Here is a 21,641-nt window from a genome sequence, read left to right on the forward strand (position 1 = left end):
CCTCCCTCTCCAATGTTTACTCCTGATTCCCTAACTCAATCGCACTCATTAATCGTTCTGAGAACTGCTGTGCTGCATTGACTCCCATACGTTTTAAACGGAAGTTCATCGCTGCTACTTCAATAATAACAGCCAAGTTTCGACCAGGACGAACTGGAAGTGTAATCTTCGTAAGTTCTGTATCAATAATTTTCATCTTCTCTTCATCAAGACCTAAGCGATCATAATTTTTCTTTTGATCCCAAATTTCAAGATTAATAACAAGTGTAATACGCTTATAATTTCGCACTGCCCCTGCACCGAATAACGTCATAACGTTAATGATACCTAGACCACGAATTTCTAATAAATGCTCAATTAAATCTGGTGAGCTTCCTACTAATGTGTCTTCATCTTCTTGGCGAATTTCTACACTATCATCCGCAACAAGGCGATGGCCACGCTTCACAAGTTCAAGAGCTGTCTCACTTTTACCAACACCACTTTGACCTGTAATTAAAACACCAACACCGTAAATATCCACTAACACACCATGAACAGCAGTTGTTGGTGCTAGCTTACCTTCTAAATAATTGGTTAAACGACTTGATAATCTCGTTGTCGTTTGAGAAGAACGTAATAAAGGCATGCCTGATTCACGTGATGCTTGTAATAACTCATCTGGTACATCTTGATTACGAGTTATAATAATACATGGCGTCTCCTCGGTACAAAGCGCTTTCATTCTCTCTTGTTTTTGTTCTGTCGTTAACGTATCAAAGAACGTAAGCTCCGTTTTTCCAAGAAGCTGCACGCGATCAGCTGGATAATATGTAAAGAATCCTGCCATTTCAATTCCAGGTCGTGATAAATCACTTGTATCAATCGGACGATGAATTCCTTCCTCACCACTTATTAACTCCAATTGAAATTGTTCAATTAAATCTTTTGTCCTTACTTTTGGCATATGTATAAACCTCCACTCCGCTGCGGGTTCAGTCTCGTTTGATGTAAAATTCCATTCTACCGGATATTGTACCATTTTTTTCTGGAAACAAGAAATACGGTTTCTAATAAATAGAAAAAAACATTTCATACGAATAATGAAATGTTTTTCTTTTTGTCATTTTCTCTTTTTTTCATATAGAGGTTCCACAATTGCCTTCTCAATAATCATATTAAAAATTGAAATACAAATTGCCGCAACAATCGCTACACCAAATCCTGATATATTAAAAGCATCTCCTAATAATGAATCTGCTATTTTTAACGTAATCGCATTAATAACAATTAAGAAGAAGCCGAAAGTTACAACAGTAATTGGTAGCGTAATTAAAATTAAAAACGGCTTTACGAACACATTTAAAACAGCCAAAATAATACTCGCAATAATTGCAGTTTGTATATTTGCTACGTAAAACGCGTCTGGTGCAATCCCTTTTAAAAGTCCCGATACAGCGATTAACACAACGCTATTTACAAGAAGTGATACAATCCATCTCATTTTCTTACACATCCTTTTAAACATATATATTTCATCATACGCTAATAGATAAGAAACGCAAGTATCATACAAACACTTATATCAACTTATTCTACTCTTCACGCTTGTATACCTACCAACATTTCTTTGTGAAATAGGGACCACACCATCTATGTTCATGAGTTTTTACAAAAGTCCAAGTGAAATCTTTATCTACAATATAGATATCACCTTTATACGCATCATCTGTCTCACACAATATATCATCCATATGTAATAAACTCGCATCCTTTATTAATAGTATCTCATCACAGTGTTGGTAGAAAATGTAGCACTCCTTTTTCACTTCATTATGAAACGCTCTCTCTGCTTCTGTTCCTTCTAAGCACTTCTTTTTCTCATAACTAAATATGTGCCAAAGATATCCACATACATACTTATCTCCGTAAAGGAAAATGTCTTCTTTTTCTTCATCACTTAAATGGTTTGCAAAGTTATTCTCCCAGCGCTTCCGAAAATATACACCCCACTTTTGGAACTTTCTTACCTTCATATTCTTCTTTCGCAACACATCTAAAAACTCCATCATCTCCCCCTATACAATAAAAACCGAGTGTCATTTCCACCCGGTTTTATTCATACACTTATTGCGATAACTCTACTTCTTTTATTTTCTCTTTCATTCTTGCTTTATCACGATTTAAAATCTCTTTTAAATACTTACCTGTGTACGAGCGCTCTTCTTTCACTACTTGCTCTGGCGTGCCAGAAGCAACGATTTGTCCACCTTTATCTCCGCCCTCTGGTCCAAGGTCAACGATATAATCAGCTGTTTTTATCACATCTAAATTATGTTCAATTACAAGTACCGTCTCACCGCTCTCAACAAGACGCTGCAGCACTTCTAGAAGACGCGCGATATCATGTGCATGTAAACCAGTCGTTGGCTCATCTAAAATATATAACGTACGCCCTGTAGAACGACGGTGTAATTCAGAAGCTAGCTTCACACGCTGCGCTTCACCACCAGATAACGTCGTAGCTGGCTGTCCTAATTTCATATAACCAAGCCCTACATCTACAAGCGTTTGAAGTTTACGCTTAATTTTTGGGATATTAGCGAAGAATTCTACCCCATCTTCAATTGTCATTCCTAACACTTCAGAAATGTTCTTATCTTTATACTTCACTTCTAACGTTTCACGGTTGTAACGTTTACCGTGACAAACTTCACACGGAACGTATACATCTGGTAAGAAGTGCATTTCAATTTTAATAATTCCATCACCACGGCACGCTTCACAACGTCCACCTTTTACATTAAAGCTGAAACGTCCTTTTTGATATCCGCGCACTTTCGCTTCATTCGTTTGTGCAAACACATCACGAATATCATCGAATACACCTGTGTACGTCGCTGGATTAGAACGTGGTGTACGACCAATTGGCGATTGATCAATATCAATTACTTTATCTAAATGTTCAAGACCTTTAATCTCTTTATGAGTACCTGGCTTCGCTTTCGCTTTATATAACTTTTGCGCTAACGATTTATATAGCACTTCATTAATCATCGTACTTTTACCAGAACCAGATACCCCTGTTACCGCTACAAACGTACCGAGTGGGAATGACATTTTCGCATTCTTTAAGTTATTCTCTTTTGCGCCGACAATCTCTACTTTACGTCCATCACCTTTACGTCTTTCAAGTGGAACTGGAATAAACTCTTTACCACTTAAATACTTCCCTGTTAATGAATTCTCATCTTGCATCACTTCAGCTGGTGTCCCTGCTGATACAACTTGCCCACCGTGAATACCTGCACCTGGTCCGATATCAAGTAAATAATCAGCAGCCATCATCGTATCTTCATCATGCTCAACAACGATTAATGTATTACCTAAATCGCGCATTTCTTGCAATGTACGAATAAGACGATCGTTATCGCGCTGGTGTAAACCAATTGAAGGCTCATCAAGAATATAAAGTACACCCGTTAGACGAGAACCAATTTGCGTCGCTAAACGAATACGTTGTGCCTCACCACCTGATAAAGTTCCTGCGGCACGACTTAACGTTAAATAATCTAAACCAACGTTCACTAAGAACCCAACGCGCTCCTGAATTTCTCTTAAAATTAAATGAGCAATTTTTTGTTGCTTCTCCGTTAGCTCCACATTTGAGAAGAATTCCTGTACTTCTTGAACAGAATACTTCGTTACATCAGCAATCGTTTTATCACCAACAAAAACAGCTAAACTCTCAGGCTTTAAGCGTCCGCCTTTGCACTTCGGACAAGCTTGCTCTGCCATATATTTCTCCATTTGCTCACGAATGTAATCGGAACTCGTTTCACGATAACGACGTTCAATATTTGGAATAACACCTTCAAATAAAATCTCATTTTCCTTTACTTGACCAAATTCATTTACATAGCGGAAATAAACCTTCTCTTCCCCGCTTCCGTACAACACTTTATCAAATAAATCTTTCGGTATATGTTTCACAGGCATATCCATATCAACGCCGTAGTGATTACATACAGATTGTAAAAGTTGTGGATAGTATTGTGAACTTGTCGGTTCCCAAGGTGCAATCGCATGTTCATTTAATGATAAATCCCAGTTTGGGATAACAAGCTCTAAATCTACCTCTAGCTTTGAACCAAGTCCATCACAAGAAGGACACGCTCCGAACGGACTGTTGAATGAGAACATACGCGGCTCTAATTCTCCGATTGAAAAACCACAATGTGGACAAGCATGATGTTCACTAAATAGAAGTTCCTCTTCTCCCATTACATCAATTAACACTCGGCCTCCGCCAAGCTTTAATGCACTTTCAAGTGAATCAGCAAGACGGCTTGCGATTCCTTCTTTTACAACAATACGGTCAATTACAACTTCAATGGAATGCTTCTTATTTTTATCTAACGTAATCTCTTCAGACACATCAAGCATTTCACCATCAACACGTACACGAACATACCCTTGCTTCTTAATATCTTCAAGTACTTTCACATGCGCTCCTTTACGCCCAGACACGATAGGCGCTAACACTTGCAATTTCGTACGCTCAGGATATTCAAGAACACGGTCTACCATCTGCTCGACTGTTTGTGATGTAATTTCAATCCCATGATTCGGACAAATTGGCGTACCAATTCGTGCAAATAATAAACGTAAATAATCATAAATCTCCGTCACTGTTCCGACAGTTGAACGTGGATTACGACTCGTCGTTTTTTGATCAATCGAAATCGCTGGTGACAACCCTTCAATCGTATCCACATCCGGCTTATCCATTTGTCCTAAAAATTGACGCGCATACGCAGATAACGATTCTACATATCTGCGCTGTCCTTCTGCATAAATCGTATCAAATGCTAATGATGATTTCCCCGAACCAGACAATCCCGTTACAACGACAAGCTGATTTCTCGGAATGGTTACATCAATATTTTTTAAGTTATGTGCTCTAGCACCTTTTACAACGATAAAATCCTTGCTCTTACTCACTCTTTTCACCCTTCCGCTTTTAATTCTAATAGTAAATCTCTTAGTTCAGCTGCACGCTCGAAGTCTAACGCTTTTGCTGCTTCTTTCATCTCTGCTTCCATCTTCGCAATTGTCTTTTCGCGCTCTTTTTTCGTCATTTTCTTAGCAGGAGTTGCTTCGTATGTTTCTGTCTCTTCAGCCGCTGTCGTTGCACGGATTACATCACGAACACCTTTTTGAATCGTTTTCGGCGTGATACCATGCTCTTCATTGTAAGCTTCTTGTATAGTACGACGACGCTGCGTTTCTTCAATTGCAATTCCCATCGATCTCGTTATGCGATCTGCGTACATAATAACGCGGCCGTTTTCATTACGCGCCGCACGACCAATCGTTTGAATTAACGAACGTTCTGAACGCAAAAACCCTTCCTTATCTGCATCTAAAATAGCTACAAGTGATACTTCTGGAATATCTAATCCTTCTCGTAATAAGTTAATACCGACAAGTACATCAAACTTACCAAGGCGAAGGTCACGGATAATTTCAATACGTTCTAACGTTTTAATTTCAGAGTGAAGATAGTTCACTTTAATTCCTACATCTTTTAAGTAATCCGTTAAATCCTCTGACATTTTCTTCGTTAAAGTCGTAATTAGTACACGTTCATTTTTTGCAATACGATCTTGAATTTCTCCTAATAGATCGTCAATTTGACCTTCAATAGGTCGTATATCGATTGGTGGATCTAAAAGCCCTGTTGGACGAATAATTTGTTCTATTACTTCTGGTGACTGCTCTAACTCATACGGTCCCGGCGTTGCTGAAACGTAAATAACTTGATTTGTTTTCTCTTCAAACTCATCAAACATGAGCGGTCTATTATCTAGAGCCGATGGCAGACGGAATCCATGATCCACAAGCACTTGTTTACGTGCTTGGTCACCGTTATACATCGCTCTTACTTGTGGCACTGATACGTGCGATTCATCCATAACGATTAAGAAATCTTTCGGGAAATAATCTAATAACGTATACGGCGTTGCACCTGCTGGACGAAGTGTTAAATGACGGGAATAGTTTTCAATCCCTGAACAAAAGCCCATCTCGCGCATCATTTCTAAATCATAACGTGTACGTTGCTCTATACGCTGCGCTTCTAACAACTTACCGTTATCATTTAACTCCTTTAAACGCTCTTCTAATTCTTTTTCGATATTTTCAATAGCGACCTTCATTTTCTCTTCACGTGTAACGAAGTGAGATGCCGGGAAGATTGCTACATGATCACGTTCTGCTAATACTTCACCTGTTAACGCATTTACTTCGCGAATACGATCGATTTCATCACCGAAAAACTCAATTCGGATACAATGCTCATCAAGTGATGCCGGGAAGATTTCAACTACATCTCCGCGCACACGGAATGTACCACGCTTGAAATCAATATCATTACGTCCATACTGCACATCAACAAGTTCACGAAGCAATTGATTGCGGTCCTTTTCCATACCAACTCGAAGTGAAACAACTAACTCACGGTACTCTTCAGGAGAACCTAAACCATATATACACGAAACACTCGCAACGATAATTACATCGTCCCGTTCAAATAATGCAGACGTTGCTGAGTGACGCAATTTATCGATTTCATCATTAATCTGCGCGTCTTTTTCAATAAACGTATCTGTTTGCGGCACATACGCTTCTGGCTGATAATAATCATAATAACTAACAAAATATTCAACTGCATTATTCGGAAAAAAGTCTTTCAACTCACTATATAGCTGTCCTGCTAACGTTTTATTGTGAGCCATGACAAGTGTTGGCTTTTGCACTTCTTTAATGACATTTGAAATCGTAAATGTCTTACCCGTTCCTGTTGCTCCAAGTAACACTTGCTTTTTCTTTCCACTATTAATTCCCTCTACAAGCTTCTCTATAGCTACCGGCTGATCACCTTGCGGGGAATACGCTGATATAATTTCAAATTGATGTTCCAAGTAAAATCCGACCTCCTCATAAAAATCTGTATTATTATTTTACCACGAACACCCATAAAAAACCTAAAAAAACGAACAGATATTCGGTAAAATTTTCGACAATATATACATAGAAAAAGGAAGGAGTCAAAACTTCCTTCCTCTACTAACTCTATTTTTCAGGGACATATAATAAATCATATCCATTGCGCCCATTTTCATTCACACAGTCTATTAACCTATAAGCCGTTTGCAATTCACACTGCTCTTTAACAATCCTTTTACAGCTATCTTTATATAAGCCTTTATCCTCACCAGCAAATTTGTCTTGTCTACTATCTAATACATAAAGTATATCTTTCCCACTATGTTCTAACGTTTGAAAAACCGGGTCACCTTCATCGGTATACTGTACAATTCTTATTTCATCAACTTTCCCTTGTTCCACATTCAAAACGAACTGCTCGAATTTATCTAGATTGGAAATCCTGGTTCCCTTTACGATGACATCATTCTTCTTATTAATTGTAGTGTTAGATGGTGAACATGCTACTAAACTAAAGAGAAATAGACATATAAAACTGGTTCTTTTTCCTATTGTCATCCTCTCCTATAAAAATTATTTGTATACCCAAAAGCTACTTTCAACTATGAAAGTAGCTTTTCTTTTCTTTTCTTTTCTCCTTCTTCGGAAAAATCACATATGAAAATGAAATCGCTGTATCAACTAAAAATATAATTGCCCACACTTGGCTCACACGGCTTGCAGCTTTATTTAAAACGATTCCCGATTCTAACCAATTACCCCATTGTTCAAATGGAATAAATCCATACGCGAAGAAAAAGAATATGTGCACACCAACGAATAAAACAAGATGTAATACCCAATTTTTTATTTCCTGCTTCGCATAGGCCATACCTGTTAATTCTACGTGCTCTTCCATAATTGGCGCTGGTTCATTCCGCCATTTCGCAACTAGCTTTTGCGCAAATATATCAAGCTTCTTCAAATCCTTTTTCCCGTAGAAAACTGCATACAATAAAATAATTACAGTAATGATCTGAAAGTTAGAGAACTTTCCTGTTTGATAATAGTCCACTACCCCTAAAGTTAAAATAAACACTTCATTTATGAGGAGTACAATTCCCATAATAAAGCTCGCCTTTTTCAAACGGAATCCGTAACGGAGTAAAAAGAAACCGATAGCTGATAACCAAAATACAATTTCTGCCCCAATTAAAAAATACCAACGATATTCTGCGAGTATACTCATTTATCCTTCTCCTTTTCATCATAAATACGAAAAGCTTCATCCATATATATTAAAAGTTCTTCTTCAATTGGATACATGCTCATTTTCTGTGAATCTTCCTTCGATTTTCTAACTTCCCATAACTTATCTAAAAACGCTTCGTCACCATTAGTCATTTCTAAACACTTCTGCATTAATTTTTTCGTTGCCCCTTGTACCTCATCACTAGCAGCTTCTTTACCTTCCTTCATAAAAGTATGGAATTGCTTTAATAAATCTACCCATTCTAAAACATTCGGATCTTCTTCACTCATATTCGGCAAATTGTGAAGCAACTTTTGTTCTTCCTTTGAAAACACTTCATTTTGGAATATTTCACGTATACGAGGAGACTGTTTAGAAAGCTGAATAAGTTCAAACATAACTTTCCAATCAAGTTCTCCCTCCACATCTACCGAATAAACAACAGCTTGTAAAACACGCTCCATTCGATTAAATTTCTTTTGTTCTTCCTGTACAAACCGAAGTTGTTTTTCAAGAGAATCCTTTAAGTTAAGCTCACCTATTACTAACATATTCGCAGCCTCTTTTAATGAAAATCCCATTTCCTTTAAAAATAAAATTTGTTGCAGCCTTATTACGTCAACTTCACTATATAAACGATGCCCACCTTCTGTTTTCCCGCTCGGCTTTAATAAATCTATTTGATCATAATAACGTAATGTACGTACTGTAACCCCTGTTTCTCTCGTCAATTCTTGTATTGAAATCACTACCATCACCTCTTCCCCTTCATTATAAAAGATGACGTTACGTAACTTTCAAGTCTTTTGTAAAAAAAATACAAAAAGCTGTTTATACTCTTTGTATAAACAGCTTTTACGGAAATAATCCTTTTTGTACAGCACGCCCACAAAATAAAATAAGTGCCCCAACGACAACACTCGTTGCTGTTTTATGATAATGAGCTGAAACTAATAAATAATATGATAAACCTACAGTGCCAATCATAATACAAATGCTTGGCACTGGATTACGAGAAAAGTTTTGCATTCCCCAAAGAAGCGCAAATATAGCTGTAGCGACACATAACACCGGTAATTCCATCCCAGTTCCCCTTTTTCTATCTATTATTCTTTGTTGCTAACACGCTCGTTGATGCGATACTTATTAATACACCAAAAATAGCAATATATAATAGCTCAGTTACATGTACTGCTTGCCTATCTAAATACTTATTTACACAAAGATACATAATAAACAAGAAAACGAAGCTTGTAATACAAATCGTAAAATATGACTTCATCTTGTTCACAACTCGCTCATCAATCGATGGTACTCCCTCTTCTTTCAAACGCTTCTGCTCTTTATATTCCGAAATTCCATATAAAATGACTAGCGCTACATTCGATATAAAAATAGTTCCCCACGAAATACTTAAAATCATTAAACTCGTATTTAAAAGAATTCCTGCTACAAGCAAACTCCCTACGAATCTCATGACCTCTCTCTTACTCATACATGATCAGCCTCTTTTCGATTTCTATATTTCCACTTCGGCCAATAGTTCACAAGAAAATACACCCACTGCCCTAGTACAAATAAAACAAACGGCATACCAGCATTTCCATCAACAATTAAATTATATAAACTCCATATCGCTAAACTAATCGTAAAAAATAACCCTACATATTTAAACGCTTTATCTGACTGAAATCTCTCAAACTCATCCTGCATTTTTTATTCCCCCTATCGCTATGCTCGTTTTCCTACCATAACTCCTATAATGAGACTACCTGCAAATAAGGAACTACATATTATAAATATCTCTTGCACTGGTATAACAGCCCTGCCTATTGCTTTACTCGCAACAATATAAACAATAAGCAACAGAAATGCGAATACAAATGAGACGTTTACATGCTTTTTTATATTTTCATTTACTCGCTCATCTATATCGGGAAGTTCTTCTTTTTTGTACTTACGTTTTTTGTAATACACATACACTATCAAAAATACAATTGCTAAAACGTTACTCACTACGAGCGGTAAAATTGGTATAGCCGGATTCATAATATGAACTATAATGTCTCCCAAAAACAATCCAAAAGTCGCACCGATTAATAACTTTTTAGTATCGTTCATTTTTCCTCCCCTTACTCCAGCGTAAAGATTTCCTCCACCTTCACTCCAAAATATTTGGCGATTTTTAGGGATAACTCTAGACTCGGGTTATAGTGATGATTTTCAATCGCCACAATCGTCTGCCGCGTCACCTGCATCGCCTTTGCCATTTCAACTTGCGTTATATGATGTTGCTTTCTTAACTCTTTTATTTTATTTTTCACACCCATAGGCTCCACCTTCGAAAGTAAAGATATCTTTACTTTAATTATAAATATTTTCCAGTTACAAGTAAAGATATCTTTACAAATTTTAGTAAAACATTTCACTGAACATCTTCTCTAACTAAGTACAAGAGTAATTCAATTTATATCAGCGATTTTTTAAATATATCGACATCCGTAGCACTATAATCATAAGAAAAAAAGCTGTCCCAAAATATCTTTTGGAACAGCTTCTTCGTCCTACTACATAAATCCTAATACATATACAAGAACATAGCCAAGAATAGAAAGGCAAACCGAACCGATCAGCCCCGCCACGAATGCCTTACTTCCTAACTTACGGAACGTTTTAAACTCTACATTTAAACCAAGCCCCGCCATCGCCATTGCAATAAGCATGTAAGCAATGACAACAATGTAGCCGGCAACAACTTCTGGTATAACCCCGAGCGAATGTACTGCACTCATCGCTAAAAATCCGAAGATGAACCACGGAATTGGAAGGTCGCGCCACGATTTTTTTTCCTCGCTACCTTCACTCTTACCAAACCATAATCCAATTAAAATCGCTACTGGCACAAGCATTGCAACGCGCGTTAATTTCACGATAACTGCGATGTCTACAGCCGTACTTCCTCCTGGTGCCGCAGCTGCGATGACATGAGCGATTTCATGCAGCGTCGCACCTGAGAATACACCGTAACCGTACGGAGATAAACCAAGCACTGGATATAATAACGTATAAATAAGCGTAAATATTGTACCTAAAATTGCGATGATCGCTGCTCCAACTGCTGTTTCGTCATCTTTTGCTTTCACTTGCGGTGCAATTGCCACAACCGCGGCCGCGCCGCAAATTGCCGTACCGCATGCTGTTAAAATCCCAAGTTTCTTTTCTACTTTAAATACTTTCGTTAGTCCGTACACAACAAAAATAGTAAATGTAATAACAACCGCCGCGATGACCAATACTTTCGGCCCCGCCTTCGCAATATCAACAAGATTTAATCGCATTCCAAGTAAGATAATCCCAAAGCGCAGTAACTTCTTACTCGCAAAGTTCGTTCCTGCAATCGCATCATGAGGAACTCCAATTGCAGCGCGCCAAACCATCCCAATTAGAATAGCAATTACTAATTGTCCCATAATATTTAAAAATGGAAGCTCTGCTAAATATTTCGCGGCAATTGCGATTAATAATGTAATCCCAATTCCTTGCGAAAATCCAAAGCCCTTCTTCTTTTGTATAACAAGTGTTTGTTCCACCTTGTACCACCCCAATAATCGTATTGGAACATGCATGTTCTTTCTACTTACATTATAAGAGAGTTTCTATAATAAGTTTAATACCAATACCGAATCTCTATCATCAGAAATACTTATGATAAGATGATAGAAAAGAAAGGAGCCCATTATATGAACGTAGACATTTTAAAAATTTTTGTTACTGTCGTTGAACAGAAACACTTCTCCCGTGCAGCAGAATTATTAAACCTTTCACAGCCCGGAGTAAGTATGCATATACGCAACTTAGAAAACGAATTTGGCACTACACTTATTCAACGCTCCCCGAAGCACGTCCAAGTTACGGAAGCTGGAAACATATTATATATACATGCTAAGCAAATGCTCTCTCTTTACGAAGATGCTAAGCAAGAAATTAATGAACTACATAACGTTGTAACAGGAACACTTCGCATCGGTGCTAGTTTTACAATTGGCGAATACTTACTTCCAAAAATACTCGCTAACTATGCGAATGAAAATCCACGCGTCGAAGTGCATACCTTTATCTCAAATACAGAAGAAGTTTTGCAAAGTCTTCGCTCTAATCAAATTGATATCGGCTTAGTGGAAGGGCAAGTCGTATACGCTGACGTTGACGTTGAAACGTTTATGCAAGATGAAATGAAGCTCGTCGTTCCGCCAAATCATCCATTGCTCCGCACAAATGAAATAAATGAAAGCACACTCCAAGATCAAGTATGGGTACTAAGAGAAAGTGGTTCTGGTACACGAGCTTATAGTGACCGCTTTATTCATCAACACCATTTAAAAATGAAACGATTCTTTACATTCAGTAGTATCCAAAGCGTAAAGGAAGCTGTTAGTGCCGGTCTTGGCATCGCTATACTTTCTGATTGGACGGTACGGAAAGAGTTACTAGCAAAAGAACTATTCCACGTCGAAGTTCCAAATGAACAACTAATCCGTCCGTTCTCCATCGTGCGCGGCAAATATTTCATTCCATCTAAAGCCATTCAAGTGTTCTTAAATCATCTAGATTCTTTTGCGAAAAAACAGCATTGACCTTCACATTAGTGTGAAGGTTTACAATACATGTAAAAGGAGTGAAACACATTGCGAATTGGAGAATTATCAAAAGAAACTGGCGTTAGTGAAAGATCACTAAGACATTACGAAGAAAAGGGACTACTCCCTTCTAAGCGCCTCGCAAATGGCTACCGTGATTTTGATGAAAGTGCCATCGAAAAAGTAGAACTTATTCAAATGTACTTACAAATTGGCTTAAATTTAGAAGAGACGGCAAGGATGCTACGCTGCCTTGAAATTGAACCGCACCTGTACGACAATCCGTGCAGTAGTATCCTTATGCTTTATGAAGATAAACTCAATGAAGTAACAAAGCAAATCTCATTGCTTTCCAACATTCAAACAAATTTGCAAAAACACGTTTCACTCCTAAAACAAGCAAAAGAAAAGGGATGATTACATGTTCGTTATACATGGCAGTTCAAGACAAAACGGAAATACAGAAGCTTTAACACATATGATGATAGAGGGCATTGAAACAGAACAAATTTACTTGCGAGACCATACAGTCCATCCTATTACAGACCAACGTCATGATGCAGAAGGATTCCAACCTGTAAATGATGATTATGAGCAGTTAACCAAACGCATGTTAGAGCACGACACAATTATCTTTGCTACACCGCTATACTGGTACGGAATGAGCGGACATATGAAAAACTTCGTCGATCGTTGGTCACAAAGCTTGCGCGATACATCTCTTCATTTCAAAGAAAAAATGAAAGGCAAAAAAATGTATGTTGTCATCGTTGGCGGAGACAATCCTAAACTGAAAGCATTGCCGCTTATCGCTCAGTTTCAATACATCTTCGATTTTGTTGGTTCATCATTTGAAGGATATATCATTGGGGATGCGAATGGACTGGATGAAATTAAAAACGATGCTGAGGCGCTGGCAAAAGCACAATTGTATAATAATGAATTCAAAAATAGCAAATAGAAATAAGTTTGACAAACTATTTAGACTTAGCAACGCAAGAAGAATTAGAAACCATGTTACAAGAATATCCTGGCACAATACTTTTCATTAGCCATGACCGTGCCTTTATTCGCTCTGTTGCAGACCATATTCTACAAGTAGATGAGAGTGAACCAAGAATCTTCCACGGTAATTACGAGCAATACACAAAAAGAACAACCGGGGATTCTGTCAATGTTACTGAACAGGAATTGTTACGATTACAAACAAAATTAACGGAAATCATCGGCCGAATTTCCATGCCAAATCATCACGATAACATCCCATCTCTCGAACAAGAATACGCAAAATTATTAACTCAAATTCAAAAATGTAAAGAAGTACTCTAATGTCTTCCCTATATATCGACGGGACCTTCCGCATTTCCCAAGAAATATTGAAACTTCGACATATAAAAGTAAAAAGCCGTGCTGATGCACGGCTTTTTACTTTTATATACGGACAGCAGTCCCGCTCACTGCAACCATTAGCATTCCTTCGCGAACTACTTCGTAATCCACGTCGATACCAACAATAGCATTTGCATTTTTTTGTCTTGCGAAAGTTTTCATTTCCTCCATTGCGATGTCGCGCGCTTCTTTTAATTTACTTTCATAAGCACCCGCGCGACCGCCGACAACGTCACGAACAGAAGCGAAAAGGTCACGAACGATATTCGCGCCCATAATCGCTTCTCCATTGACGATATCGATGTACTCAATAATTTCTTTTCCTTGAATTGTAGACGTTGTTGTTACAATCATGCTTTATAGCCTCCCATATAAGATTTTCACTTACTTATGGTGCACTAATTCAGTAGAAATTATATTTATGAACTGAACTGAGCTTCGTATAATCGGCTGTATCCTCCGCCTTGCTCAATTAGTTCCTCATGCGAACCTTGTTCTGCAATACCATCTTTATTTACAACGACGATACGATCTGCATTTTTAATCGTTGCAAGCCTGTGAGCGATAACTAATGTTGTACGGCCGACAGATAGTTCTGCAAGCGATTTTTGAATCGCTAGTTCCGTCTCTGTATCTAATGCAGAAGTCGCTTCATCTAATATTAAAATTGGTGGGTTTTTCAAGAACATACGAGCAATCGCTAGACGCTGTTTCTGTCCACCAGAAAGTTTCACACCACGCTCACCGATAACGGTATCTAAACCGTCTGGTTGTGAGTAAATTAAGTCTTCTAACTGCGCACGTTTTACCGCCTGCCAAATTTCAGCTTCTGACGCTTTTAAATTTCCGTAAGCAATATTTTCACGAATCGTTCCTGAGAATAAGAACACATCTTGCTGCACAATTCCAATTTGTTTACGAAGTGAAGATAATGTCATATCTTTCGTATCAATACCATCAATTTGGATTGAACCAGACGATTGTTCATAAAAACGTGGGAGTAAACTACATAACGTTGTTTTTCCAGCTCCTGATGGTCCAACGAACGCAACCGTTTCACCTGCATGTATGTTCAAACTAATGTCATTTAAAATCGGTTCTTTATTTTCATATCCGAACGTAATGTTGCTATATTGAATATCACCATGTACATGTTTAACTTCCATCGCACCTTTAGAGTCTACAATATCTGGCTCTGTTTCCAGAAGCTCTACATATCTCTTAAAACCAGCGATCCCTTTCGGATAGCTTTCGATTACCGCATTAATTTTTTCAATTGGGCGGAAGAAAATATTCGTTAATAGAACGAATCCAATAAATCCACCGTACGTTAATTCACCTTGCAGAACAAACCATGTACCGCATATTAACACAAAGAGTGTTACGAGACGCATGAGCATATAACTAATCGATGAATTTAATGCCATAATTTTATACGCCATTAATTTCGTTGTACGGAAACGAGCGTTGTTAACAGCAAATTGCTCTTTCTCAAACTTTTCATTTCCGAATGCTTGTACTACGCGAATACCACCAACATTGTTCTCAATACATGCATTGAAATCAGCAACGTCTGAGAATAAACGTCTAAATGTACCTGTCATTTTTTTGTTGAAGTAAAGTGCTAACCATAATAAGAATGGAATGACGAAGAACGTTAATAGCGCTAACTTCCAGTTGATCATCATCATAAATGAGAATGCCCCAACTAAAGTCATAATAGCGATAAATAAATCTTCCGGTCCATGGTGAGCAATTTCCCCAATTTCCATTAAGTCGTTTGTAAGACGTGAAATTAAATGACCTGTTTTATTATTGTCAAAAAATCTAAATGATAGCTTTTGAATATGATCAAATAATTTCTGCCTCATATCCGTTTCAATGTTAACACCAAGCATATGTCCCCAATATGTAACAACATATTGTAAGCCTGCATTTAATATATACACTGCAAGTAAACCGAAACAAGCCCATAAAATAAGCGTCCAGTTTTGTCCTGGCAATAACTTATCAATAAATTGATTTACGATAAGCGGGAAGCCAAGTTCTAGTAATCCTGCGACAACCGCACAAGAAAAGTCGAGTATAAATAAACCTTTATACGGTTTATAGTAAGAAAAAAATTTACGCAGCATATCTTACCTCCATTTTCCAAAATTAAAAAGACTCTCTAAATGATAACCATTATCAAATAATTATTCAAGTTATCCGTCTATGAAACTAAAAATAAGATTTTTGATAGTTGTCGTTTTTTCCAGGAAGTCGATATATTCGAATAATCGCCGATATAAATTTCATTTACTAACTACCCTCCCTCCAAAAAACAAAAAAGGTACCACCACAAGATGATACCTTTCCTTCTATTACATCGCTTCCGAATCCCACTCATGCTCCTGCTCAACAAATACAATACCTAATTCGTGATGTCCACCAGCATATAATGCAGTTTGCGCAAGACGAAGCTCACCATTTGTATCTAATACTTCTAATTTACAAAATGCTCCTGTCGTCTTCGTTTGAAGCGCATCATAAAATTCCTCGGCGCTTTTTGGAATGACTCCATTTACTTTCGTAATAATTTCTCCAGGCAGTAATTTTAGCTCTGCTCCAATTGTATTTGGGATTGTATCTAGTACAACGAGCCCATCATTGCGTGCAGCAAAATACGCTGGTCTTGTTTCATCAGTAATTTTCTCTTGCATCGAAATTGTGAAACGCCCAAGCATTGCGACTCCCATCGCGATAATTGCAAGTACATGCCACCAGTAACTTGCGATTCCTAAAACGAGCACAAGTCCTGCTAACCCATAAACACGTCTTCCTGTAAATAATAAAGCTTCCGTCGGCTCATAACTTTTAATCTTTCTCATAAATCCAATTAAAAATGGAACAAGGAATAGAGAATATGTATTTGAACCTATTGAAACGACAGGCCACCATGAAATAAACTGCGTTACCGCATCACCCGGTACAAGAATAAAAATAGGAACGATCCATAAACGCTTTGATTCGTGTAAACCAATCTTTAATCCACGCTTCCCCTTCCTAATCTTCGGTGTAGAGTATCCTACTGCGTTTTTAGAAATCAATAAACCTTCTACAATAAGCATAACGCCTAGCAAAATAGCAAGGGATACAATGGTATTCTCTTCACCTTCTCGAAGCTGTAAGAAGGAAATTGGTAGCTTAGAAGATAATAGAACACATACAATCGCAATGCTAAATGTATAAGCCGCCGATAAATATCGATACATAGCCGTTAATCCAAATAGTAATGTCCAAATTAAAATGGCCCATAAGCTTGCTTTAGAAACAACAAGTCCAAGCCCAATCGTAATAATAGATACTACTAATCCGTATCCCATCCCTGCAAATAGAGAGGTTCGCAGTTCAAACCAAATATCATAAACTTTAAAAGAAAAATCTTTTCGTTCTCTTAACATACGTAAGTATCCAACGAAGATACTACTTATTACAAATATATAGACAGCAGGGTGTAAGAAAAAACGTCCAACTGCCCGCATTATTTCAAAAATCCACGACTCCACGAACTCATTCACCACCATTTATATCATTCTTTCTTTTTATATTATCATAACTAAACAAACGTTTGTTTAACACAAAAAAATACAGGCAGAAAACTGCCTGTATTTCTTCTTATTTTGCCATTAATTTTAATGCTGACTGTAATTGTAGATCATTTTCTCCAGAACGGATTTTTTCGATAATTTTAGTTTGAATCGCTTCAGCTGTCTTTTTATCAAGCTGTCCTGTCGCTTCCATTTCATTCGCATTTTGGAATGCTTTCAGCGCCGATTCTGTCTCTTTACTAAAGTATCCATCTTCACGACCTGGTACATACCCTAAGCTCTTAAGCATTTCTTGAGCATGTTTTACTTGTACATCATTTGAATTGTATGAAAGTGTTTTTTCAATTTGAATTGGTGTCGCATGATAATAATTTGGTTGCTTCACTTCTACTGTTGGCGCGATTCCTTTTTTATGAATCCAGTTCCCATCCGGTGTTAACCATTTAAACATCGTTAATTTAATGTTGCTGCCGTCTTTAAATGGAACAGCTTGCTGAACAGTACCTTTACCAAATGTCTTTTCACCAATTAAATCGTATCCTTCTCCTTCTTTCAGCGCACCAGCTAAAATCTCTGAAGCAGAAGCACTTCCATTATCAATTAATACTGAAATTGGATATGGTTTTCTCTCTTTCAGTTCCGTAGAGAATTTCTTCTTCTCACCATTTCGCTGCTCTACTTGTAGCATCGGCTTTTTATTCGTCATAATTTCTCCTAGTATATCTTCTACACTATTTAAATAGCCACCAGGATTACCACGCACGTCAATAACTAAGCCTTTTATATTTTTCTTCTCTAACTCTTTTAACTGATCCTTAAATTCCTTCGCTGTATTTTCAGCAAAAGAAGTGATTTGCATATAACCGATATCTCTTCCGCTCTCTTGCTTCACAGAACTAAACACTGTGAAAATCGGAATTTTTTCACGCTTAATTTTAAATACAATCGGATCAGTTACTCCCGCACGTTTAATTTCAATTGCGACAGTCGTTCCTTTTTTACCACGGATCTTTAATACTGCTTCTTCACGTGATAAGTCTTTCACACTGTTTCCATCTACAGATAAAATTTGGTCATTCGGTTTAATTCCTATCTTTTCTGCTGGTGAACCTTTAATTGGCGATACGATAATAAGCTTATCGTCCGTCTTGTTCACCTCAGCCCCAATCCCCTCTAATTCAGGATCAAGCGATTCACTAAACTGTTTGGCTGTTTCTTTATCCATATACGTGGAATAAGGGTCCTTCAGCGTAGACAACATGCCTTGTATTGCACCTTCAACTAACTTTTCATCTTTCACGTCTTCCACATAACGTGAATCAATTAGTGCATACGCCTCATTAATTTTTGCCAAATTCCCTTGCGCAGTGCTAGCATTCCCACTCGAAATTGTTTGCGTTACTTCTGCTGGGTTAACCCCAAATACAGACATGCCTGCAAACATTCCGCCAGCACCAATTAAAAATGCAACAACCATTCCAATAATTGCAACTCTACGTTTCAATGCGGAATTCCCCTTTCCAAAACACACAGGTGGTGTAGCAAAAGGCATCACACAGTGTGTGATGCCTTTACCTATTTCTACTATATGATAAGCTTGTACGAATTATGTTTGCAACTTTTTATACTTTTAAGAAGCGACGAATTGACATTACACTTCCCCACATACCGATTAACGCACCGATTAACACTAGTAAACCAGCTAATTGGAATACGAAAGGACTGTATGGTAGAAGCTCGAAAATTGTTCCGCCAAGTTTTTCGTTAAACACACCTTGCAACGAATTATACGTAACTAGAATTAGGCCAATTGGAATAATTGATCCTAATACTCCTAAGAATAATCCCTCTAGCAAGAATGGCCAACGAATGAACCAGTTTGTTGCACCAACAAGTTTCATAATTTCAATTTCTGTACTACGAGCATAAATTGTAATTTTAATTGTGTTAGAGATTAAGAACATTGCTGTGAATAAAAGACCAGCAATTAACGCAATCCCAATGTTACGACCAGTTTTTACAGTATCAAATAATCGTTCAACTTGCCCTTTTCCGTACTGAACATTACTGACAAACTGCATTTTTTCAACCTTCTTCGCGATTGTCGCTGTATCTGTTGGTTCTTTTGCTTTTACAACGAATACGTTTTTAAGTGGGTTATCTTGTTCAAATAACTCAAACGTTTTTCCGCTATCACCTAAGCTTTTAATTAAACGTTTTAACTCTTCTTCTTTAGAAGAATATTTAATAGAATCTACTTTTGCAATCTTACTCATATCTTCTTCTAATTTCTTTTGATCAGCTTCTTTTGCAGCTGGATCAATGTGTACACGAATCTCTACATCTTGCTCTACTTTCGTCGCAAAATGGTTCATATTCATAATCGCTGTTAAAAAGACACCTACAAGTAATAATGTAACTGTTACTGCACTAACAGAAGCAAATGTCATCCATCCGTTACGTGATAGATTCTTTACACCTTCTCGCAAATGTCGACTAAGGGTCTTAGCCTTCATATCCGTATCCTCCCTCAATCTCGTCTCGAACAATTTTTCCGCCTTCAATCGCGATTACACGATGACGGATTGTATTTACGATATCTGCATTATGCGTCGCCATAACAATTGTTGTACCACGCTCATTAATGCGAGTAAAAATCTTCATAATATCAAGAGCTGTTTCAATATCTAAGTTACCTGTTGGCTCATCGGCAATTACAACCTTTGGTCGATTTACAATCGCTCTTGCAATCGCAACACGTTGTTGCTCTCCACCTGAAAGTTCACTTGGAATTGCATCTGCACGATCTTCAAGACCTACAAGACCTAAAACTTCTGTTACACGCTCACGAATTGCATCTGGTTCTTCTTCAATTACTTCTAAAGCAAACGAAACATTCTCATATACCGTTAATTTAGGTAGTAATTTAAAATCTTGGAAAATTACGCCTAATTGACGACGAAAATATGGAACATCTCTTTCTGCCAATGTTTCAATAACAAGTCCATTTACATTAATTGATCCTGTAGATGGCTTCTCTTCACGATACATCATTTTAATAAATGTAGATTTTCCGGCTCCACTTGGTCCAACTACGTATACGAACTCACCTTGTTTAATGTTAACTGTAAGACCAGCAATGGCTTTCATACCATTCGGGTACTCCTTATAAACATTCGTCATTTTTATCATTATTTATCACCCAATACTTAATGATTTTTTTCGAAATACTTTTCTGTACATCTGAAAATAAAAGACATCCTTCATTTTCACTTAGTCATCCTTGTTGAAGGTAGTTTACTTATGCTTTCTCATAAGCAATACCACTCTATGTAATATATTTCAGCAAAATTCTACAAACCCCATTGTAACATCAAACGGTTTCCAGTTCGGATACATTTTTGTTACAGTTATGTTACATAAATGAAAAGGAAAACGAGTTGACCTATATTATCAACTCGTCCAGTTCACCTTTTTTATTTATGTTCAGCTAACCATTCAGATACTTTTTTCGCATCTTCACCTTGAATAAGTCCTGGTGACATTGAACCGCGGCCTTTTTTAATAATCTCTTCGATATCTGCAGCGTCGTACTTACCGCCTACTTTTCTTAAATCAGGTCCAGTTGCCCCTGATAAATCTGTCGCGTGACATCCAGCACAACTTCTTTGGAAAATTTGTTCTGCGCTGTCTGTGCTTGCAGACTGTTTCGAAGACTTACTCTCTTCTTTATTTCCGCATGCTCCTAAAGCAAAAACAACCGATGTCCCTAGCGCAATAGCCAACAATTTCTTTTTCACTTCT

At 37.5% G+C, this 21,641-nt stretch carries 25 protein-coding genes; 4 read left to right on the forward strand and 21 right to left on the reverse strand.

Annotation, left to right across the window (positions count from 1 at the left end; translation table 11 throughout):
- Positions 1–16: 16 nt before the first annotated feature.
- The 14 genes from hprK to C4S65_RS16300 all read right to left on the reverse strand — a co-directional run bounded on the left by hprK (position 17) and on the right by C4S65_RS16300 (position 11,811).
- Positions 17–946, reverse strand: coding sequence for an HPr(Ser) kinase/phosphatase (hprK, locus tag C4S65_RS16235; RefSeq protein WP_001127251.1), 930 nt, complete (start codon positions 944–946; stop codon positions 17–19).
- 156 nt (positions 947–1,102) lie between these two features.
- Positions 1,103–1,483 carry a phage holin family protein gene (locus C4S65_RS16240; RefSeq protein ID WP_001267308.1) on the reverse strand — a complete coding sequence of 127 codons (381 nt, stop codon included), beginning with the start codon at positions 1,481–1,483 and terminating at the stop codon, positions 1,103–1,105.
- A gap of 112 nt (positions 1,484–1,595) precedes the next feature.
- A complete protein-coding gene (locus C4S65_RS16245) occupies positions 1,596–2,048 on the reverse strand; it encodes a DUF4275 family protein (protein WP_061667782.1) in 453 nt (150 codons plus the stop codon).
- A 58-nt stretch (positions 2,049–2,106) separates the two neighbouring features.
- On the reverse strand, positions 2,107–4,983 hold the full coding sequence (gene uvrA / locus C4S65_RS16250) for an excinuclease ABC subunit UvrA (RefSeq protein ID WP_000045588.1): 2,877 nt from the start codon (positions 4,981–4,983) through the stop codon (positions 2,107–2,109).
- Between the two features lie 5 nt (positions 4,984–4,988).
- Positions 4,989–6,965 carry an excinuclease ABC subunit B gene (gene uvrB, locus C4S65_RS16255; RefSeq protein ID WP_000400993.1) on the reverse strand — a complete coding sequence of 659 codons (1,977 nt, stop codon included), beginning with the start codon at positions 6,963–6,965 and terminating at the stop codon, positions 4,989–4,991.
- Positions 6,966–7,116: 151 nt separating this feature from the next.
- Positions 7,117–7,548 (reverse strand): DUF4362 domain-containing protein, encoded by a 432-nt coding sequence (locus C4S65_RS16260; protein WP_000151998.1) that lies wholly within the window; start codon positions 7,546–7,548, stop codon positions 7,117–7,119.
- Between the two features lie 40 nt (positions 7,549–7,588).
- A complete protein-coding gene (locus C4S65_RS16265) occupies positions 7,589–8,218 on the reverse strand; it encodes a hypothetical protein (protein WP_098515776.1) in 630 nt (209 codons plus the stop codon).
- The gene (locus C4S65_RS16270) at positions 8,215–8,976 is read right to left on the reverse strand and encodes a MerR family transcriptional regulator (RefSeq protein WP_000260347.1); all 762 of its coding nucleotides are present in this window, start codon (positions 8,974–8,976) and stop codon (positions 8,215–8,217) included. Before C4S65_RS16270 ends, C4S65_RS16265 begins: the two co-directional genes overlap by 4 nt.
- Positions 8,977–9,076: 100 nt before the next feature.
- Positions 9,077–9,304 (reverse strand): hypothetical protein, encoded by a 228-nt coding sequence (locus tag C4S65_RS16275; protein WP_061667784.1) that lies wholly within the window; start codon positions 9,302–9,304, stop codon positions 9,077–9,079.
- A 16-nt stretch (positions 9,305–9,320) separates the two neighbouring features.
- On the reverse strand, positions 9,321–9,716 hold the full coding sequence (locus C4S65_RS16280) for a hypothetical protein (protein WP_061667785.1): 396 nt from the start codon (positions 9,714–9,716) through the stop codon (positions 9,321–9,323).
- Positions 9,713–9,934, reverse strand: a complete 222-nt coding sequence (locus C4S65_RS16285) for a hypothetical protein (RefSeq protein WP_001150199.1) — start codon at positions 9,932–9,934, stop codon at positions 9,713–9,715. The genes C4S65_RS16280 and C4S65_RS16285 overlap by 4 nt, the downstream gene beginning before the upstream one ends.
- 18 nt (positions 9,935–9,952) lie before the next feature.
- Entirely contained in the window at positions 9,953–10,342 is a 390-nt protein-coding gene (locus C4S65_RS16290; protein ID WP_086407194.1) for a hypothetical protein, read from the reverse strand.
- A gap of 11 nt (positions 10,343–10,353) precedes the next feature.
- Positions 10,354–10,551: a helix-turn-helix transcriptional regulator gene (locus tag C4S65_RS16295; RefSeq protein WP_000538359.1), complete on the reverse strand. Its 198-nt coding sequence runs from the start codon at positions 10,549–10,551 to the stop codon at positions 10,354–10,356.
- A gap of 237 nt (positions 10,552–10,788) precedes the next feature.
- Positions 10,789–11,811 carry a YeiH family protein gene (locus C4S65_RS16300; protein WP_116365928.1) on the reverse strand — a complete coding sequence of 341 codons (1,023 nt, stop codon included), beginning with the start codon at positions 11,809–11,811 and terminating at the stop codon, positions 10,789–10,791.
- A gap of 150 nt (positions 11,812–11,961) precedes the next feature.
- Here C4S65_RS16300 and C4S65_RS16305 point away from each other — a divergent pair, with 150 nt between their 5' ends.
- From C4S65_RS16305 to C4S65_RS16320, 4 genes are read left to right on the forward strand one after another with little or no spacing between them, the layout of a single operon-like run.
- Positions 11,962–12,855, forward strand: a complete 894-nt coding sequence (locus C4S65_RS16305; RefSeq protein WP_086407192.1) for a LysR family transcriptional regulator — start codon at positions 11,962–11,964, stop codon at positions 12,853–12,855.
- A 51-nt stretch (positions 12,856–12,906) separates the two neighbouring features.
- Positions 12,907–13,275, forward strand: coding sequence for a MerR family transcriptional regulator (locus C4S65_RS16310; RefSeq protein WP_001219194.1), 369 nt, complete (start codon positions 12,907–12,909; stop codon positions 13,273–13,275).
- A 4-nt stretch (positions 13,276–13,279) separates the two neighbouring features.
- Positions 13,280–13,819: a flavodoxin family protein gene (locus C4S65_RS16315; protein WP_086407191.1), complete on the forward strand. Its 540-nt coding sequence runs from the start codon at positions 13,280–13,282 to the stop codon at positions 13,817–13,819.
- Positions 13,820–13,827: 8 nt separating this feature from the next.
- Entirely contained in the window at positions 13,828–14,187 is a 360-nt protein-coding gene (locus tag C4S65_RS16320) for a macrolide transporter (RefSeq protein ID WP_086407190.1), read from the forward strand.
- 102 nt (positions 14,188–14,289) lie between these two features.
- On the opposite strand, the gene C4S65_RS16325 is transcribed toward C4S65_RS16320, so the two are convergent.
- From C4S65_RS16325 to cccB, 7 genes are all read right to left on the reverse strand, one after another.
- Positions 14,290–14,601, reverse strand: a complete 312-nt coding sequence (locus C4S65_RS16325) for a heavy metal-binding domain-containing protein (protein WP_000637523.1) — start codon at positions 14,599–14,601, stop codon at positions 14,290–14,292.
- A 65-nt stretch (positions 14,602–14,666) separates the two neighbouring features.
- Complete coding sequence (locus C4S65_RS16330) at positions 14,667–16,382, reverse strand: ABC transporter ATP-binding protein (protein WP_000944608.1); 1,716 nt, start codon at positions 16,380–16,382, stop codon at positions 14,667–14,669.
- Positions 16,383–16,610: 228 nt separating this feature from the next.
- Complete coding sequence (locus C4S65_RS16335; protein ID WP_050427763.1) at positions 16,611–17,813, reverse strand: PDZ domain-containing protein; 1,203 nt, start codon at positions 17,811–17,813, stop codon at positions 16,611–16,613.
- A gap of 91 nt (positions 17,814–17,904) precedes the next feature.
- Positions 17,905–19,389 carry a S41 family peptidase gene (locus C4S65_RS16340; RefSeq protein WP_002083587.1) on the reverse strand — a complete coding sequence of 495 codons (1,485 nt, stop codon included), beginning with the start codon at positions 19,387–19,389 and terminating at the stop codon, positions 17,905–17,907.
- A gap of 70 nt (positions 19,390–19,459) precedes the next feature.
- Positions 19,460–20,353, reverse strand: coding sequence for a permease-like cell division protein FtsX (ftsX, locus tag C4S65_RS16345; protein WP_000645028.1), 894 nt, complete (start codon positions 20,351–20,353; stop codon positions 19,460–19,462).
- On the reverse strand, positions 20,343–21,029 hold the full coding sequence (gene ftsE, locus C4S65_RS16350) for a cell division ATP-binding protein FtsE (protein WP_000594331.1): 687 nt from the start codon (positions 21,027–21,029) through the stop codon (positions 20,343–20,345). Before ftsE ends, ftsX begins: the two co-directional genes overlap by 11 nt.
- A gap of 284 nt (positions 21,030–21,313) precedes the next feature.
- Complete coding sequence (cccB, locus tag C4S65_RS16355) at positions 21,314–21,637, reverse strand: cytochrome c551 (RefSeq protein ID WP_000727971.1); 324 nt, start codon at positions 21,635–21,637, stop codon at positions 21,314–21,316.
- Positions 21,638–21,641: the final 4 nt, after the last annotated feature.

The organism is Bacillus sp. ok061 (assembly GCF_900108285.1).
Lineage (GTDB): Bacteria > Bacillota > Bacilli > Bacillales > Bacillaceae_G > Bacillus_A > Bacillus_A thuringiensis_S.